The organism is Thermoplasmata archaeon, from assembly GCA_015063285.1.
In the GTDB taxonomy this organism is placed as follows: domain Archaea; phylum Thermoplasmatota; class Thermoplasmata; order Methanomassiliicoccales; family Methanomethylophilaceae; genus Methanoprimaticola.
The window spans coordinates 64,867-81,971 of record SUST01000001.1 but is presented as its reverse complement, the minus strand read 5'-3'; the positions used below and the strand labels follow the sequence as shown (position 1 = coordinate 81,971).

At 54.6% G+C, this 17,105-nt stretch carries 16 protein-coding genes; 11 read left to right on the top strand and 5 right to left on the bottom strand.

Translation table 11 applies throughout. The features are described from left to right. Window positions 1-84 precede the first annotated feature (84 nt). The 7 genes from E7Z62_00430 to E7Z62_00400 all read left to right on the top strand — a co-directional run bounded on the left by E7Z62_00430 (window position 85) and on the right by E7Z62_00400 (window position 7,543). Complete coding sequence (locus tag E7Z62_00430; GenBank protein MBE6521589.1) at window positions 85-1,239, top strand: pyridoxal phosphate-dependent aminotransferase; 1,155 nt, start codon at window positions 85-87, stop codon at window positions 1,237-1,239. A gap of 112 nt (window positions 1,240-1,351) precedes the next feature. Beyond that, window positions 1,352-2,416 carry an alanine--glyoxylate aminotransferase family protein gene (locus E7Z62_00425; GenBank protein ID MBE6521588.1) on the top strand — a complete coding sequence of 355 codons (1,065 nt, stop codon included), beginning with the start codon at window positions 1,352-1,354 and terminating at the stop codon, window positions 2,414-2,416. Between the two features lie 2 nt (window positions 2,417-2,418). Then, a complete protein-coding gene (locus tag E7Z62_00420) occupies window positions 2,419-3,996 on the top strand; it encodes a phosphoglycerate dehydrogenase (GenBank protein MBE6521587.1) in 1,578 nt (525 codons plus the stop codon). A gap of 4 nt (window positions 3,997-4,000) precedes the next feature. Further along, complete coding sequence (locus E7Z62_00415; protein ID MBE6521586.1) at window positions 4,001-4,396, top strand: hypothetical protein; 396 nt, start codon at window positions 4,001-4,003, stop codon at window positions 4,394-4,396. Then, a complete protein-coding gene (locus E7Z62_00410) occupies window positions 4,366-6,282 on the top strand; it encodes an ATP-dependent DNA helicase (GenBank protein MBE6521585.1) in 1,917 nt (638 codons plus the stop codon). The genes E7Z62_00415 and E7Z62_00410 overlap by 31 nt, the downstream gene beginning before the upstream one ends. A 59-nt stretch (window positions 6,283-6,341) precedes the next feature. Then, entirely contained in the window at window positions 6,342-7,226 is an 885-nt protein-coding gene (locus E7Z62_00405; GenBank protein MBE6521584.1) for a phosphatase PAP2 family protein, read from the top strand. Window positions 7,227-7,267: 41 nt separating this feature from the next. After that, a complete protein-coding gene (locus E7Z62_00400) occupies window positions 7,268-7,543 on the top strand; it encodes a hypothetical protein (protein MBE6521583.1) in 276 nt (91 codons plus the stop codon). Here E7Z62_00400 and E7Z62_00395 read toward each other — a convergent pair. Genes E7Z62_00395 through E7Z62_00385 form a run of 3 tightly spaced genes read right to left on the bottom strand, consistent with a single transcriptional unit; the run spans window position 7,537 to window position 9,328 of the window. Continuing rightward, the gene (locus tag E7Z62_00395; protein MBE6521582.1) at window positions 7,537-8,163 is read right to left on the bottom strand and encodes a tRNA 4-thiouridine(8) synthase ThiI; all 627 of its coding nucleotides are present in this window, start codon (window positions 8,161-8,163) and stop codon (window positions 7,537-7,539) included. The genes E7Z62_00400 and E7Z62_00395 overlap by 7 nt on opposite strands. Next, entirely contained in the window at window positions 8,163-8,729 is a 567-nt protein-coding gene (locus E7Z62_00390; GenBank protein ID MBE6521581.1) for an RNA-binding protein, read from the bottom strand. Before E7Z62_00390 ends, E7Z62_00395 begins: the two co-directional genes overlap by 1 nt. 5 nt (window positions 8,730-8,734) lie before the next feature. After that, window positions 8,735-9,328: a methyltransferase domain-containing protein gene (locus tag E7Z62_00385; GenBank protein MBE6521580.1), complete on the bottom strand. Its 594-nt coding sequence runs from the start codon at window positions 9,326-9,328 to the stop codon at window positions 8,735-8,737. A gap of 235 nt (window positions 9,329-9,563) precedes the next feature. Between E7Z62_00385 and E7Z62_00380 the strand changes: the two genes are divergently transcribed. After that, window positions 9,564-10,913: an NADP-specific glutamate dehydrogenase gene (locus tag E7Z62_00380; GenBank protein MBE6521579.1), complete on the top strand. Its 1,350-nt coding sequence runs from the start codon at window positions 9,564-9,566 to the stop codon at window positions 10,911-10,913. 592 nt (window positions 10,914-11,505) lie between these two features. Then, on the top strand, window positions 11,506-13,065 hold the full coding sequence (gene purH, locus E7Z62_00375; protein ID MBE6521578.1) for a bifunctional phosphoribosylaminoimidazolecarboxamide formyltransferase/IMP cyclohydrolase: 1,560 nt from the start codon (window positions 11,506-11,508) through the stop codon (window positions 13,063-13,065). 82 nt (window positions 13,066-13,147) lie between these two features. Here the strand turns inward: purH and E7Z62_00370 are convergent, their stop codons facing one another. Beyond that, window positions 13,148-13,363, bottom strand: coding sequence for a hypothetical protein (locus E7Z62_00370; protein ID MBE6521577.1), 216 nt, complete (start codon window positions 13,361-13,363; stop codon window positions 13,148-13,150). Between the two features lie 94 nt (window positions 13,364-13,457). Continuing rightward, entirely contained in the window at window positions 13,458-14,696 is a 1,239-nt protein-coding gene (locus E7Z62_00365) for an MBL fold metallo-hydrolase (protein MBE6521576.1), read from the bottom strand. A 394-nt stretch (window positions 14,697-15,090) separates the two neighbouring features. Between E7Z62_00365 and E7Z62_00360 the strand changes: the two genes are divergently transcribed. Both E7Z62_00360 and E7Z62_00355 read left to right on the top strand, forming a co-directional pair. Beyond that, window positions 15,091-16,701, top strand: a complete 1,611-nt coding sequence (locus tag E7Z62_00360) for a hypothetical protein (GenBank protein MBE6521575.1) — start codon at window positions 15,091-15,093, stop codon at window positions 16,699-16,701. Window positions 16,702-16,803: 102 nt separating this feature from the next. Continuing rightward, entirely contained in the window at window positions 16,804-17,100 is a 297-nt protein-coding gene (locus E7Z62_00355) for a transcription factor S (protein ID MBE6521574.1), read from the top strand. Window positions 17,101-17,105: the final 5 nt, after the last annotated feature.

Here is a 17,105-nt window from a genome sequence, read left to right as displayed (position 1 = left end):
AAGGGCACTGCTCGCCCATTAATCCTTCCTCGAAACTATTATTATAACACTTTTTGATGCTGGGGTCAAGAAGTGTGTTAAGCAATGGTTTCCCAGAGGTTGCAAACGGTCCCCGCGTCAGGGACGATAGCGATATCGAATCTCGTCAGCCAGATGAAGGCCGAGGGCATAGACATAGTGTCCTTTTCTATGGGAGAACCCGATTTCACAACACCTTCCAACATTATCGATGCCGCATGCGATTCTCTGCATGCAGGTTTCACGCATTACACACCTTCTACCGGAATCCCGGAGCTCAGAAAGGCCATCGCGGATTACACGAAGAAGAACGACAATGTTCCGTGCGAGGCGAAAAATGTCCTCGTCACCCCTACCAAGCAGGCCATCTTCATGACCTGTCTGGCCTATATCGATCCCGGAGATGAGGTGATCCTTCCGGATCCGTCTTGGGTCTCTTACGAGGCATGCATACGCCTGGCAGGAGGGGTTCCTGTCTACGTCCCCACGAGGTTCGAGGACGGTTTCGTCGTGAATCCCGCTCTCATCGAGCAGGCAATAACCCCTAGGACCAGGATGATCATCCTGAACACACCGACGAATCCCACCGGTGCGGTGATTCCGAAGGACACGCTCAAGCAGATCGCGGACATTGCTATCAGCCATGATGTCATGGTGATGTCCGATGAGATCTACAGCGCCATCATCTACGAGGGACAGCACACATCGATGGCATCATTCCCCGGTATGATGGACCGTACCATACTCATATCCGGACTTTCAAAGACGTTCGCGATGACCGGATGGAGGCTCGGATGGGCGATCGCTTCCGAGGAGAATATCAAGAACATCAACAAGCTCCAATCACATTCCATCTCATGCTGTACTTCTTTTGTTCAGAAGGCTGCGGTGGAGGCCCTCAACGGACCTCAGGATTCTAAGATCAACATGGTCAAGGCGTTCAGGAAGAGACGCGATCTGGCACTTGATCTCATCAGGGACATTCCCGGCATGGAATGCAACACCCCTAACGGGGCATTCTACCTCTTCCCGAAGTACAACAAGGATATCCCCTCTGCGAAGCTCGCGGAGATCCTTCTCAAGGAAGGCCATGTCGCCGTCACTCCCGGAACCGCATTCGGACCCGGAGGAGAGGGATTCTTCAGGATCTCGTACGCAACATCCGAGGATCAGATCCAAGAGGGAGTCGCCAGGATCAAGAAGACCTTGTCGAGTCTCTGAACCGCTGTTAATGCCCAATGGCGCGACATATGTGCGCGCGTACTTGCGACCTTATTTTATAGGACGTGTTGGTTACACAACCAATGTCGCTTATGCGAATGAGGGAATAATCTTGAGTAGAACGCTGTTTACCGTCGGACCTGTACACGTAGAGGCCGCGACACTTCAAGCAATGACCAAACCTATGATCACACACCGCTGCAAGGAGTACAAGGAACTCCACGCCGGCATCGTTGAGAAGATCCAAAAGGCTCTCAACACGGATATGGACGTCTTCCTCGTCGGAGGATCCGCCACCGTCATGCTGGAGGCCGCAATCAGGAACGGTGTCAACAGCAAATCTCTCGGACTGACCAACGGTTCCTTCGGAAACAGGTCCATCGAGCTAGGACAGCTCAACGGAAAGGACGTCACGAAGGTGGAGGTCCCCTGGGGCAAGGCAATGAAGCCCGAGCACATCGCAGGAAAGGTCACCAAGGGCATCGAGGCCGTCCACTGGGTGAGCAACGAGTCCTCCACAGGAGTATTCAGCGATTCCCTGGCTTTGACCAAGGAAATCAGGGCCCAGAACCCCGATGCTCTCACCATGATCGATGCGGTCACATCCGCTTTCGCTATGGACCTGAAGGTTAAGGACCTGGATGCGGATTCTATCGTATTCGGAACCCAGAAGGCACTCGCCCTTCCTCCCGGACTCGCCATCATGCTGTGCTCCGAGAGGCTCCTCGAGAAGGCCAAGACCGTTCCCAACCGCGGATTCTACGGCGACCTTCTGAAGATCAAGAAGCAGGCCGATGTGGATTACGCCCTCACCACACCCCCAGTCTCCCTCATGTACGCATTGGACTACCAGCTCGACAAGGCCCTCAAGGAGGGAATGCAGAATAGGTACGCCAGGCACCAGGAGATGGCCGACATGGTCAGGAACTGGGCGGACAAGAAGCTCAACGGCGTGTTCCCCGAGGAGGGGTACCGCTCTAACTCCATCGGAGTGCTCAACAAGGGCGACATGGATTTCGACACATTCAATTCGAAGCTGAAGGCCAAGGGATACGAGATCTCCAACGGCTACGGCGATGTAAAGGAGAAGACGTTCAGGATCGGACACATGGGAGACACCACACCCGCTATGGTGAAGGAGCTCCTGTCCGCCATGGACGCCGTTCTGGAGGAATGAAAATGACAACCAAGATTCTGGTATCGGACCCCCTGGATGCAGAGGGACTGGAGATACTCAAGAAGTCCGGATTCCCCGTAGACGAGGTCTCAGGACTCACTGAGGACGAGCTGTGCGCGAAGATCGGGGACTATGATGCTCTCATCATCAGGTCCGGAACCAAGGTGACCAAGAAGGTCATCGACGCTGGAAAGAAGCTCCGCGTCATCGGCCGTGCCGGAGTAGGTGTCGACAACATCGACGTGCCTTACGCCACGGACAAGGGAATCCTTGTCATGAACACCCCTTCTGCGAACATCCTGTCCGCTGCCGAGCACTCCTGCGCAATGCTCTTGGCCGTCGCTAGGAACATCCCCTTCGCACACGAGTCCATGCACAAGGGCGAGTGGAAGAGGTCCAAGTACACCGGAGTCGAGCTCAACGGAAAGACACTGGGAATCATCGGTGTCGGCCGTGTCGGAGGAGAGGTCGCAAAACGCATGAAAGCGTTCAACATGACCATGATCGGATACGATCCCTTTCTTCCCAAGGAGGTCGCCGACTCCCTCGGAGTCAGGCTCACCACCTTCGAGGAGGTCATCAAGAACGCCGACTTCATGACTATCCACACACCCCTGCTCCCCGAGACCAGGAACATGATCTCCCTGCCCCAGTTCAAGATGATGAAGCCCAACGCGAGAATCGCCAACGTGGCCCGCGGAGGAATCGTCAACGAGGACGACCTGTACACGGCACTCAAGGAGAAGATCATCGCAGGTGCAGCTTTCGACGTATGGTGCAACGAGCCCCTGACCGACGACGAGAAGAAGCTCCTTGAGCTGGACAATCTCGTCACCACACCCCACCTGGGAGCATCCACCGTGGAGGCACAGGAGAGGGTCGCAATCGAGGTAGCGGAGCACGCAGTCATGTACCTCAAGGACGGAATCGTCTCCAACGCCATCAACGCTCCCCGCGGATCGCTGGACAGCGAGACGGAGCCCTTCATGCCTTTGGTCAAGAACATGGGTTCCATCATTCAGCAGATCGTCGGCAACCACCCGCTCAACAAGCTGGAGATCTCCTACTGCGGAAACCTCTCGAAGAAACAGACCAAGCTCCTCACCGTCACCACCGTGATCGGATACCTGGAAGGGGTCATCGGCACAGCCAACATGATCAACGCCATGCCCGTCGCGAAATCCAAGGGAATCGAGATCTTCGAGTCCACCAAGGACGACGCCAAGGATTACGCCTCCCTCGTGGAGATGAAGTTCACATACGACGGAAAGTCCCGCAGCATCAGGGGAACCGTCATCGGCGGAAAACCCAAGATCCTCGGAATGGACGACTATGTCACCGATATCTCCCTGGCCAACAGGATGATCATCCTGACCTACAAGGACACCCCCGGAGTCATCGGAGCCGTCGGAAACGCCATCGGAGAGGAGGGCATCAACATCGCCCACATGGCAGTCGGAAGGTCAAGCGGAAAGGCGACCATGTTCCTGACCATCGACGGAGACGTCCCCGAGGATGTCGTCAAGAAGGTCGGAGAGAAGGTCGGCGTCGAAGAGATCCACTACGTCAAACTCGAGTGATAGCATGACAATCGTCACAGTCGATGACCTGACCCTTGCGATCAAGAACAGCATTGACGATTCCCACGCCATGGTGGAGGAGCAGGCCTACGAGCTTGCCCACCATGTCCTCAACTTCTTTGGATACTCCGACAGGATCATAGACAACGTCCTGGAGCCGGAGGACCGCGATGCATTCTACATGCTCGAGGACGGAGGGATCCTCACCACAGAGAGGGAGGAGACCACACTCTACGACGGAAGGGAGTGGAGGATCCACTACTGGCTGTTCAAGAGGGACAAGATCGCCGATCTCATGGTCAACGCCAGAAGGAAGGAGAAGGACGACAGCGAAGAGGAATTCGTCTATTCCGACCTCCCCGACGACGTATGGCAGAGGGGCGGCGGAGAAGCCGAGTGAAAATGGATTACTTCCCTTACGAGTACCGCCCCGGCCAGAAGGAGCTTGTGAGCTTCATCGACCGTACGGTCCGCGACAGCAGATGCGCGGTCATCGAGGCCGGGACAGGTACCGGAAAGACGATCACATCGTTATGCGGTGTCCTGGGCTATGCCAAGGACCATGATATGAAGGTCGTCTACCTCACAAGGACCAAATCTCAGCAGAAACAGGTCATCAGGGAGTCAGCCGCCATCGGCAACGGCATCCTGTGCGTAGCGGTCCAGGGCCGTTCGGCCGCTTCCTGTCCCATGATGAGGGACGATCCCGATCTCGCGTCGGGTAATGCCGAGGAGATATCGAAGCTCTGTTCGGTCTACAAGCGCAAGTCAGGCGGTGTCTGCCATTGCAAGTTCTACAGCGGCATCGAGGAGACCGATGTCGAGCAATGGGTGGAGATCATCCGCCAGCAGCATCCCGACCCTGAGGATTTCTCCCGCATGTGCGAGGATACGGGCATCTGCCCGTATGAACTGATGAAGCTCATCCTCCCGTATGCGGATGTCATAGCGGTCCCGTATCCCTTCGTCTTCATGCCGATGGTCCTCGACCGTTTCGTCGAATGGATGGGCGTACCCCTTTCGAGGACGATCCTCATCGTGGACGAGGCCCATAACCTCCCTGATTATCTGCGCGATGTTCAGACCTTCGAGTACAGCGAGCACGCCATGGACCTCGCCGCCAAAGAGGCCAAGGAGCATGGCGACTTCGAGCTGCACGAGGGGATCACAGTAACGGATCTCGTAGCGGTTCTCAAGGAGATACTGGCTCATGCGGAGAAGGAGTATCTTATCGATGAGGACGGGATGCTCCCACCGTACTTCTTGGAGGACGAGCTGATGAGCCGTCTCGGAGTCAGTTCTGTGACCATCTCCCGCATGTGCAAGTCCATGGAGGAAATTGGCGACGGAATCATGGAGAAGAAGAAGGAGCGCAAGAAGCTCCCCCGTTCCTACATACATTCGATGTCCCGTTTCATCCGTGCATGGATCGATGGCGACGAGGACAACTACGTCAGGCTGATAGTCAAGGAGAAGGACAATCCCCTCTTCCAAGCCTACTGTATGGATCCCTCGGGAGCCGCCGGCCCTCTGATAGACTGCTTCTCATCGATACACATGTCAGGTACACTCCAGCCTCTGGACGCTTACGAGACGGAATTGGGTCTGGACAGGGTGAACAAGCTCTGTCTCGACGGGATATTCCCCAAGGAGAACCTCCTCACGCTCTATACAGATAAGGTCTCGATGAAGTACGAGGAGAGGGAGCTCCCCCAGAACTACGATACATTAATGCAGATGATCGTGGACTGCGTCAATGCGGTCCGTGTGAACACTGCGATCTTCTTCCCGTCCTACGGTTTCATGGACAAGATGGTGGATGACGGTCTGGTCAGGTATCTGAACAGGGATGTGGTCTACGAGCAGAGGGGCATGTCGCAGCCTGAGCTGATGAGCGTATTCGAGAACTTCAAGACCTCCGACGGCGGCGTGCTGTTCTGTGTGACCGGAGGAAGGATCAGCGAAGGTCTGGACTTCCCCGACAAATCCCTGGAGATGGCGATTCTGATCGGTATCCCATATCCAAAGCCCACCGCGAAGATGAGGGCCATGCGCAGATACTACGACATCAGGTTCGGGGACGGCATGAAGTACACCTCGACGATCCCCACCGTCAGGAAGATGAGGCAGTCCATCGGAAGGCTGATCAGGTCCGAGACGGACAGAGGTGTGGCCATAATCATGGACCGCAGGGTCGCCGGTCTGAAGGATATCGACGCGGAGCTCTGTCAGGACATCCCTTCCAAGGAGAGGGAGTTCTTCAGTTATTCCAAGTATGACCTCTGAAAGGCTGAAAGTTCCTTTTTTTCAACCATATTATCTACTAAAACCCCGATTTGGACTCGATGTGGACTGGAATTGACTTCCTGCTTGTCCTACAGGACCTAAGGCTGTCCCTGCCCGATTTCGTCACGGACTTCTTCAACATCCTTGCGCGCCAGGAGTTCCAATATTTCATCCCCATACTGTTGGGAGCGGTCTTCCTCTGGTGCTTCGGCAAGAGGGAGGGAGAGTTCCTCCTCTTCAGCTTCACATTCTCCAATCTGGTCGGATATCTGGCCAAGAACATTGCGAAGGTCCCCAGGCCGTGGGACATCGATCCAGACATCCAGCCCACCGCGGAATCCAAGAAAGGGGCTCCCGGATATTCGCTTCCCAGCGGACACACGACATCTTCTGTCTCAGGCTACGGTACCGCGGCCTATCTGTCAAAGAATACCATTCTCAGGATATTGTTCATAGTTATGGCGGTGCTGATCCCCTTCTCAAGGATGTACCTCGGTGTGCACACGCCGATGGATCTCATCGTGGCGATCATCATTGTCGCAGCGGTGTGCTTCGTCAACTACAAGATACTGGCCTGGTCCCATGAGAGCGAGAGGAACCGCATGTATGTGCTGGTGGGCTATCTCATCGTGGCCATAGCGTTATCTGTCGCATGCGACCTGACCGCAGGCAAGTTCCTGTCCAACAAGATGGCCGGACTCAGCGTCGCCATCCCACTCTGTCTGCTGATCGAGGAAAGGTTCGTCGGTTACGAGGTGCCCTCGGCATCCCTGAAGGACCGTCTGACCATCGCCATACCCGGATTGATCGTCGCCTTTGTGCTGATGGAGATCCTTGTCCGCATCCACACTTACGGGGTGATCGCAAGCACCTCGGCCGCTGCGGTATTCATAATTCTCGTGTATCCGTACCTGCTGAAGAGGTACTCGGGCAGGTCCGCATGAAGGAGATAAGGCTTATCTACTAAAGGGAAGGTAATCCAGCCATGGAGATAACCGTCGATCCCGAGGTCGAACAGCTCATCAAGGACGCAGGCTGCGATTACCGCGTCTGCACAGCATGTCTCGGGCCAGCACTCGTGCCTACATCTGTGAAAGGACCTAAGGATACCGACATCCAGATACCGATAGGCAATAACGTTCTCTACATCTCCAGATATGTCGCACGCTACATCTCGAAGGTCACCATCGACATGGTCTATGATGACGATGAGATCGATGCCTGTCCCGCGTTCCCTAACAGGTACCACGGATATCAGTGATATAACACGGCGCCGTCGGCGCATTCCTTAGCGAGAGCATCCAGATCGATCTTCTCGCTCATTGTGAGGACCTTTTCGGGATTGGCCTCGGTGATGGGCCTGGTCGGAACGATCATGCATCCCGCGGTCTGCCTTATCGATATGTCGAAGAGTCCGGTCTCCTTCGAGATGTCGATGATTTCCAGCTTGTCCAGGCCTATAAGTGGCCTGACGACGGGGAAGTTCAGTCCTAGATTCTCCGATTTGATGTTCTTGAGGGTCTGCGAAGCGACCTGTCCCAAGGAGTCACCCATGATGATCCCGGAGGCACCGAGCTTCTTGGCCAGTTCTCTGGCGGTCCTCTGCATTACGCGCTTGCACATGACGCATTGGTAGTGATAATCGCAGTTCTCCTTGATCCTTTCCTGATTCGCACCGTGGTTGGCGATGTAGAGCGGGAATTCCTTTCCTGTGACTGCCCTCAATTGGTCAGCCAGAGCGGTGACGACGTCCAAAGAGCGGTCGTCGGTGTACGGACGGTTGTCCATGTGGAGAAGTATGACGTCCGCACCGCGCTTGCTCATAATGTATGAAGCGACCGGCGAGTCGATGCCGTTGGACATCAATGCGACTAGCTTCATCAGAGTTCCACGTCGCCATAATCGTCGGCGAGCTTCCTGGGCATGGCATACTTGCACTCGGGGCAGTACAGACCGTCGCCCTTCTTGCTTCTGATCATCTCGGTCTTGCATTTGCTGCACTGTGCCCTGATGACTCCGAGGTGGTCGTCCTTGGTGGTCAGCTGAAGAGCTGGCTTGATGGCTGTGACCCTGGCCCTGATGTAGTCTCCCTTCCTGAGCTCCTTGGCGACATCGTCGGTGTAGCCCTGGGAGATCTTCGAAACGTGAATGGTGGCGTATGTGTCTCCGCCGAGTCTCCTCTCGACTCCGTCCTTGACGAAAACATCCGCGGTAGCCATGGTGCTCCTGATGTCACCTACGACTCCGTAGACGATGTCACCGACTGCAAGGATGTTTGGTGGATTGGGGGAGATGACCTTTGCGACGCACTCTGCATCGTCAAGTACGAGCTCTCCTACCTGTGAAGCGTAAACGATACCGTTCTCAGCGAATGTCCCCTCTGCGGCCAGATACTCTTCTTCCGAGGCCACTTCCTCTCCGGGGAACACGAATTTGGATTCTGTCATTGAAATCACCTTATGTTGACGACCGCGACGTCAACCGTCTTCTTCGTCTTTGTATGGAATGAAAATGTATTATGGATGTCGTACTTATAAATTTTAGAGAATGCGACAGTGCGTCCACGTTTCTCCACATACTCCGTTATGAAGTCCAGGGTGTTGGCCATGTGTATGGAGTAGACGCATTCCGAGAGCTCCATGGCCCTGTCGAGGAAGGGTCTGTCCGCATTCCTGTTCTGACATCCGAAGGGAGGGTTCATGAAGATGGTGTCTGCCCCTTCTTCTACATTAATAATATCTATATTATGGAATGAGACCTCGGCACCGAGGTCCTTCTTGTTCTGTTCCGCCACCCTGAGAGCAGATTCCGATATGTCGAAGCCATCCACCTGGGCGGCACCGAGCATCCATGCGCCGATGGAGAACATACCTGTTCCGCATCCAAGATCCACCACTTTGAGGTTCTCTATATCCCCTTTGGAGTAGGCATCGAACAATATGTCCGCCGCTATGGTAGCGGGTGTCATGTACTGTTCTAGGAACGGATCGGGATCCTCGAAGTTCCTGACCTTCTGCAGGCCCATCTCGAGATCCTTTTTCTTCATCATTTCGGCTCACCGCCGGACTTCCGCCGGCATCCGTCGTTACAGCCTGCCACTATAAAATTACGAATCCCGAAAAGACTGTTGACCGACATCCGACACGGATTTTTCTGATTTGTGCGACTGAAAACAAATCACGTACATCAAGAAATTTTAGATAAGTTTATTTTTTATTTGATGAGAAATATCAGCCGAATCGCAGGAAAAATGAGTATTTCTGTTACCACAGGTGAAAACTATGGCTATCAAGAACAAGTATCTGAAGGAAGTCTACGCAGATCTCGAGCAGCGCAACAAGGATCAGCCCGAGTTCCTACAGGCAGTCAAGGAAGTCCTGGAATCCCTGGAGCCCGTCGTCAAGGCGAGGCCCGAACTCCAGGAGGCCGGAATCATCGAGAGGATCGTTGAGCCCGAGAGGATCATCATGTTCCGTGTTTCATGGGTAGATGACAAGGGCAAGGTGCAGGTCAACCGCGGATACCGTGTACAGTTCAACTCGGCCATCGGACCCTACAAGGGAGGTCTCAGACTTCACCCGTCCGTCAACCTGTCCATCCTGAAGTTCCTCGGATTCGAGCAGATCTTCAAGAACAGCCTCACCACACTCCCCATCGGAGGAGGAAAGGGAGGATCAGACTTCGACCCCAAGGGCAAGTCCGACGCAGAGGTCATGCGCTTCTGCCAGTCATTCATGACAGAGCTCGCCAAGCACATCGGTGCAGACACCGACGTCCCCGCAGGAGACATCGGAGTCGGCGGAAGAGAGATCGGATACATGTTCGGTCAGTACAAGAGGCTCCAGAACGAGTTCACCGGAGTCCTCACCGGAAAGGCAATCCCCTGCGGAGGATCCCTCGCAAGGACAGAGGCAACCGGATACGGTCTCTGCTACTTCACCGAGGAGATGCTGAAGGACCACAAGGATTCCTTCAAGAAGAAGACCGTCGTCATCTCCGGATCCGGAAACGTCGCGACATACGCATGCCAGAAGGCAACCCAGCTGGGAGCCAAGGTCGTTGCAGTCTCCGACTCCAACGGATACATCTACGATCCCAAGGGAATCGATTACAAGATCATGAAGGAGATCAAGGAGGTCAAGAGAGACAGGATCAAGACCTACGTCAACTACTCCAAGACCGCCAAGTACACAGAGGGCTGCTCCGGAATCTGGACCATCCCCTGTGACATCGCTCTCCCCTGTGCTACGCAGAACGAGCTCGACGAGAAGTCCGCCAAGATCCTGATCAAGAACGGTGTCAAGGCAGTCGCCGAGGGAGCCAACATGCCCAGCACACCCGGTGCGGTCGCAGCCTTCCAGAAGGCAGGCGTCCTCTTCGGTCCCGCAAAGGCGGCCAACGCCGGAGGAGTCGCAACATCCGCTCTCGAGATGAGTCAGAACAGCCAGAGGCTCGCCTGGACCTTCGACGAGGTAGATGCAAAGCTCCACGACATCATGGTCAACATCTACAAGCAGGCTTCCGAAGCAGCCAAGAAGTATGGAATGGAGGGCAACCTCGTCGCCGGTGCGAACATCGCTGGATTCGAGAAGGTCGCCAACGCCATGCTCTGGCAGGGAATCTCCTACTGATAAACTTCCAAAGGTGCCTCCGGGCACCTTCCTTTCTTTATAGATTATAGAAGAGTTGGACGATATGTCCCCCATAATTGGACGCGATATGGATATAGAATCCAACCATAGGGCGGATCGTGTCCGTTCGTTTGTACATTTACAGACCTTTGATAGGTATCATTATTATATCTGAGGACGATATCGCCGTTTCGCAAATATGACTCGCTATAGGCGAGGAAGTGGATGGCGACTAACGGGATGTAGTGAGTGATTACATCACGCTTGTACATTTACTGAAAACATAACCTATACGTTTAAATATAACGTAAAACTAATGACCTTTCAAGGATGTGCCTACTGGGTTAAAGATGTCGATAGTAGGTGTGTCTAACCCTAACAAACGATTTACCTCGAAACACGAAGGGATTCGTGATTCGGGTTCCCCTAATATCTATCCGGGTTCGGAGAAATCCGAGCCCGGATCCCCTATATTTTCTCGTAATTTCTGTCCACTGCGATCATGCGTCACGCGCGCGACTGCAACCGTTATATCTGATTACTCGGATGACGAGATGCATACGTAGTATGCATTTCCTCTGAACGAGGGGGTATGCATCTGGCTAAGATCAAGAGGGCAGTCATCAGTGTTTCCGACAAGACGGGTATCGTCGAGTTCGCGAAGAAATTAGAGACCGCAGGCGTGGAGCTGATCTCCACAGGCGGCACGTATAAGCTTCTGAAAGAGAATGACATCAAGGTTGTCGAGGTATCGGACGTCACGGGATTCCCCGAGATGTTGGACGGACGCGTCAAGACGCTCCACCCCAAGATCCATGCGGGTATCCTCGCACGCAGGGACATCCCCGACCACATGAGCGCCATCAAAGGCAAGGGAATCGATCCCATCGACATGGTGGTCATCAACCTGTATCCATTCAAGCAGACGGTACTCAAGGAGGGCGTATCCTTCGAGGACATCGTCGAGAACATCGACATCGGAGGCCCCAGCATGATCCGTGCGGCCGCAAAGAACTATCAGTCTGTCGCAGTGGTCACCAAGCCCGAGCAGTACTCGGAGATCATCGAGCAGATGTACGCCAACGCCGGCGACCTCAGCCCCGACCTCCACCAGAGGCTCATGGCAGAGGCATTCGATGTGACATCGCAGTACGACGCGATGATCGCCTCTCAGATGAAGAAGAGGTTCATCCCCGGATTCCCCGACTCCTTCCCGATCCCATTGGAGAAGGTACAGGACCTCAGGTACGGAGAGAACCCCAACCAGTCGGCCGCATTCTACAAGGATCCCTTCACACCCGGGCCCACAGTGGCCAAGGCGGAATGCCTCTGGGGTAAGGAGCTGTCCTACAACAACATCCTCGATCTGGACAAGGCCCTGGACATCTGTATGGACTTCGAGAAGCCCACAGCTGTCGTCATGAAGCATACCAACCCCTGCGGACTCGCTTCCGCAGACACGATCTTCGAGGCATTCGAGACAGCATACAACGTCGACCCCCTGTCCGCATTCGGATGCGTCATCTGTCTGAACAGGCCCTGTACCAAGGAGTGTGCGGAGATGATCTCCAAATACTTCGTCGAGGCCGTCCTGTGTCCCGATTTCGAGGAGGGCGCCGTGGAGATCATGGAGGTCAAGAAGAACATCCGTCTCCTCAGGACGAACTGCCCCATCGGACCTTCCGAGAGGGTCAGGGAATTCAAGATGAAGAAGGTCCAGGGAGGAATGCTCATCCAGACCGACGAGGATGTCCCCGTCGACCCCCAGAACCTCAAGGTCGTCACCAACCGTGCTCCCACAGAGGAGGAGGTCCACTCTCTGCTCTTCGCATGGAAGCTCGCTAAGCACGTCACATCCAACGCCGTCGTCTACGTAAGGGGCGAGCGCGCAGTCGGAATCGGTGCAGGTCAGATGAGCCGTGTGGACTCGGCTAAGATCGCGACTATGAAGGCCAACGAGCCTACGCAGGGCTGCGTGATGGCCTCCGATGCCTTCTTCCCCTTCAGGGACGGAGTCGACGAGGCTGCCAAGGCTGGTGTGACCGCTATCATTCAGCCCGGAGGAAGCATCAGGGACCAGGAGGTCATCGATGCGGCCAATGAGCACGGAATGGCTATGGTCTTCACCGGATGCCGTGTCTTCAGGCACTGAAACTCATTGACGGGCCGGGAGACCGGTCCGTCTCAATTATTCTAAAAAGAATGTTCGCCGCCGTCACGACGGCTGGTGTTTCTCAGACTCTTTTGTTGTCTTCGATGGCAGGCTCGAGGTCCTGTGGGATGATGGGTTTGCCTTCCGCTTTCCTCTTCATGTGTCCCCCGGGCCCTCCGCGTGCAACCCTGGCCTTCTCTATGCATTCGGGGTTGTCGCAGACGAATGCGGCATAGATGACGTTCTTGCACGGTCCGCCGCAGAATTCACATGTATACTCATCCAGATTGAGGGACATACCGCCGATATCCCCCTCAGATGTATAAAACGATTGATTCGAAAGGATTTAGGGCAGGGCCCGGGGGCGATGCCCCCAGACCGCAGCCGAAGTTTCACATGTCGATTGTGAACTCTTCTCCGGTCATCGGCAGGAAGACCTTGTAGTCTCCCTCGAGATCGGGCAGGAAGGCCTCACGGGACTCCGAGTGCATGATGATGACGTTGTCCGGATCGCACTCCCTGATGAAGTTCACGATCTGATCGTGGTCAGCGTGTGCAGAGAAGTCGTACTTTTGCAGTTCGCAGGAGATCTTGACGATTTCGCCGTCGATCTTTACGCAGCCCTCTTCGAGCAGCATCCTTCCGTTGGTGTCCTCTGCCTGATATCCTACCAGGAGGATGGCGCTCTTGGGGTCGTCCTTGATGGCGTTGAGGTATCCTAAGACAGGTCCTCCGTCGAGCATTCCGCCGGTGGTGACGATGATCTGTCCCTTGATGGCGGAGAGCCTGGAGTTGGGGTTCCTTACCTCGTTGAACTTCCTCTTCGCTGCCTTCAGGTGCTTGACATCCTTGATGTATTCGGGATAGTCTAGGAACAGGCGGGTCACGGACCTTCCCATTCCGTCCACCCACATCTCGTATCCGAGGTTTCTGAGAAGGAGCATGATCTCCTGCGTCCTTCCGTTGGCGAAACAGGGGATGAGCACCTTTCCGCCGCGGTCGATGACCTCATCGATCTTGGCGAGGAACTTCTCCTCGGTCTCGTTTCTGTCGGGGTGGTTGCGACCTCCGTACGTTCCCTCGATGAACAGGGTCGTACAGTCGTGGGGCTTTGCTCCGCCGACAAGTCTCTGTTCTTCGGTGTGGATGTCACCGGAGTAGATGGTCGAAACGTCCTTGTCGAATTGGAACATCGCCGCTCCGGGGATGTGTCCTGCGTCGAGCATTGTTACGTCTATGTGGTTGATGCTGATCTGGTCCTCGTATGTCATGGGTACGACGGCCTTCATGGTCCTCTCGATATCGCCTGTTGTGTAGGGCTGGGGATAATCCTCTGCCTTGGCGATCTTGAGGGTGTCGTACATCATGAGTTCCGATATCTCCGCTGACAGCGGTGTCGTGAAGAGGTCGCACTCGTTCTTACCGCAGATCTGCGGGATCATACCGCAGTGGTCCAGGTGAGAGTGCGTCAGGAACGCATAGTCGATACGGGGTGCGGGCAGGGGATACTCCGGAGGCTTGGTGGGGCTCAGGCCGTACTCGATGAGCGCGGTCATGCCGTCTCCCTCCATGGTCATCCCCATGCGTCCGACCATATCGGCACCGCCCAGGAATTTACACTTCATTTTCATGTGATTAGGCTCCTTTTCGTATATTGCCTCACTTTCCGGTGAGGACTTTGTGAAAGAAGGTCTCTGAGAGTCCTTCTTGACTGTGATGATGATGCAGGGGTCCTCTCCCCCCACATTATAAGGATATGTCTTCCCTATCTACGCGTACTATATAAATTATAATAGTTGCGAGTTTTGAGGCATTCTTACCATTTGGTAAATGCTGGCACATAAATTTCAGTATGCTGGCTCATTATTATGGATGCAAATGGACTTAATGAGCCACACATCACAAACCGTTATATCCTTTAATCACGTTCCCCCACTCATGGGAACACTTGACAGTAAATATGGAAAATTCGTGGGATTGTTTGCTGCAGTCCTTTTTATTATCACGGCATTTGTCATGTTACTAATGAAGGGAGACGGCCAGGAGTGGACTATCGCTCTGACCGTAAGCGGTGTGTTCGCACTCATAGCTGGAATCTTGATGGTTATGGGCGAATCATCGAAGAAGATAGACGGCCTGGCCGTCTTGTTATTGGGTATCGTCGCCGCGTTGGCGTACGTGCTGATCAAGATCGTCGAGATGGACGCCTACATCGTCGTAGGAATCGTCGCTGCAATCGGCGCGTTGACGATCCTTGTAGGGTGCTTGGTCGATAAGGGAAGGAAGAATGTCATCATGATGTATGTGGACATCTTCTTCCTCATCATCGAGTTGATCCTCGTTGCCCTCATCTTCATGAAGACCTCGCTTGATATCACTCAGGCTTCGGCAGTCATCGTCGTCGGCTTCTGGTTGGCAGTGTACCTCGTCATGGGTGCAAACGGAGAGGTTGAGGAGAATCCGATCGATCCCAACAGGAAATCTGCTAAGAAAGCTCAGAAACAGAGGAGCAAGCAGGAAGCCCAGGCCAGGAAAGAGAAGGAGAGACAGGACAAGCTCGAGGCCAGGAAGAAGTCCGAGAAGAAGCACAAGCACGAGGAGCACAAGAAAGAGGTCGCCGCGGCAAAGGAAGAGCCCAAGGCCGAGGAACCCGTCGAAGAGGAAGCTCCCGTCAAGGAAGAACCCAAAGAGCAGATCAAGGCGGCTCCCGTCGAGGAACCCGTCAAAGAAGAGCCCGTAGCAGAGCCCGAGCCTGTGAAGGAAGAGCCTGTCGCAGAACTGGAACCGGTCAAGGAAGAGGCGAAGCCCGAACCCGAGCCGGTCAAAGAGGAACCTGCAGCAGAGCCCGAGCCTGTGAAGGAAGAGCCTAAGAAGGAAGAGCCCAAGAAGATCAACAACGACTTCATGTCAAGGCTGGTCTCGTCCAAGGATGTCGGCGGAAAGATCGTTCCTCCGAAGAAGGAGCCCGAACCGGAAACTGTAGTAGAGGAGGCCCCTGTGAAAGAAGAGCCTGTCGCAGAACCTGAACCGGCCAAAGAAGAGCCTGTTGTTGAGCCTGTCAAAGAGGAACCCGTAGCAGAACCTGAACCCGAACCTTTGAAGGAAGAGCCTGAGCCCACATCCGCACCGGTCTCGGAACCCGAGCCTGTGAAGGAGGAGCCTGTCGCAGAACCGGAACCTGTGAAAGAAGAGCCCGCAGCAGAGCCCGTGAAGGAAGAGGTGGTCGCCGCGGCAGCAGTCGCAGCAGCTTCCGAAGTCGCTTCCGAACCCGAAGATGAACCGGACGAAGAGCTTTCCGAGGAGGAGATGGATGACATCTACACCGACTACTCCCCTGAAGCGCTCGTCAGAAGGGCCGCTTGGAACAAGGGTATGAGGTGCAGAAGGAACTACGGAGAATACAACATACCCGTAGCATTCGTGAAGGGCAAGGTCGCAGTCTATGTCGAGGAGCCCGGATCCGAGAACCCCGAGGTCGAGGCCAAACTGAAGGAGGACGGTTGGGTCGTGCTCAGATACGATATCAACAAGATCACCGACGGACTCGCAGAGGGGGCCGAGATCGCCGAGACCATAAAGGCGAACATGCGCGCTCAGAAAGCGGCCAAAAAGAAGAAGAAACCCGCAAAGAAATGATCCTTTGAACGACGGGGGACACCCCCCGTTAAACCCCTTTATATTTTATCGCGGATAACGTTAAAATACGGACAGTCGATGCAGAAGGCAGAGGCTGAATACATGTTTTGCTCGTGCGGCTCAATGATGTTCCCCAAAGACGGGAAGTATGTTTGCAATTCCTGCGGTGCTACCAAGGATATCGGTGGCAAGGCAGAGGTCATAAAGACGGATGTTAAGGAGAAGGAGACCACCGTGATAACGGAGAATGTGGCGACCCTTCCGAAGACCCGCATCCCTTGTCCCGAGTGCGGACATACCGAAGCGTTCTTCGTCATCAGGCAGACCCGTGCAGCGGATGAACCTGAGACGAGGATCTACCGCTGCTGTAAGTGCAACCATTCCTGGAGAGAGTACTGAGGTGC

Coding starts and splice junctions, on each gene's coding strand:
- E7Z62_00430 (MBE6521589.1), top strand. CDS start 85: ATGGTTTCCCAGAGGTTGCAAACGGTCCCCGCGTCAGGGACGATAGCG.
- E7Z62_00420 (MBE6521587.1), top strand. CDS start 2,419: ATGACAACCAAGATTCTGGTATCGGACCCCCTGGATGCAGAGGGACTG.
- E7Z62_00415 (MBE6521586.1), top strand. CDS start 4,001: ATGACAATCGTCACAGTCGATGACCTGACCCTTGCGATCAAGAACAGC.
- E7Z62_00410 (MBE6521585.1), top strand. CDS start 4,366: ATGGCAGAGGGGCGGCGGAGAAGCCGAGTGAAAATGGATTACTTCCCT.
- E7Z62_00405 (MBE6521584.1), top strand. CDS start 6,342: ATGTGGACTGGAATTGACTTCCTGCTTGTCCTACAGGACCTAAGGCTG.
- E7Z62_00400 (MBE6521583.1), top strand. CDS start 7,268: ATGGAGATAACCGTCGATCCCGAGGTCGAACAGCTCATCAAGGACGCA.
- E7Z62_00395 (MBE6521582.1), bottom strand. CDS start 8,163: ATGAAGCTAGTCGCATTGATGTCCAACGGCATCGACTCGCCGGTCGCT.
- E7Z62_00390 (MBE6521581.1), bottom strand. CDS start 8,729: ATGACAGAATCCAAATTCGTGTTCCCCGGAGAGGAAGTGGCCTCGGAA.
- E7Z62_00385 (MBE6521580.1), bottom strand. CDS start 9,328: ATGAAGAAAAAGGATCTCGAGATGGGCCTGCAGAAGGTCAGGAACTTC.
- E7Z62_00380 (MBE6521579.1), top strand. CDS start 9,564: ATGGCTATCAAGAACAAGTATCTGAAGGAAGTCTACGCAGATCTCGAG.
- purH (MBE6521578.1), top strand. CDS start 11,506: ATGCATCTGGCTAAGATCAAGAGGGCAGTCATCAGTGTTTCCGACAAG.
- E7Z62_00370 (MBE6521577.1), bottom strand. CDS start 13,363: ATGTCCCTCAATCTGGATGAGTATACATGTGAATTCTGCGGCGGACCG.
- E7Z62_00365 (MBE6521576.1), bottom strand. CDS start 14,696: ATGAAAATGAAGTGTAAATTCCTGGGCGGTGCCGATATGGTCGGACGC.
- E7Z62_00360 (MBE6521575.1), top strand. CDS start 15,091: ATGAAGGGAGACGGCCAGGAGTGGACTATCGCTCTGACCGTAAGCGGT.
- E7Z62_00355 (MBE6521574.1), top strand. CDS start 16,804: ATGTTTTGCTCGTGCGGCTCAATGATGTTCCCCAAAGACGGGAAGTAT.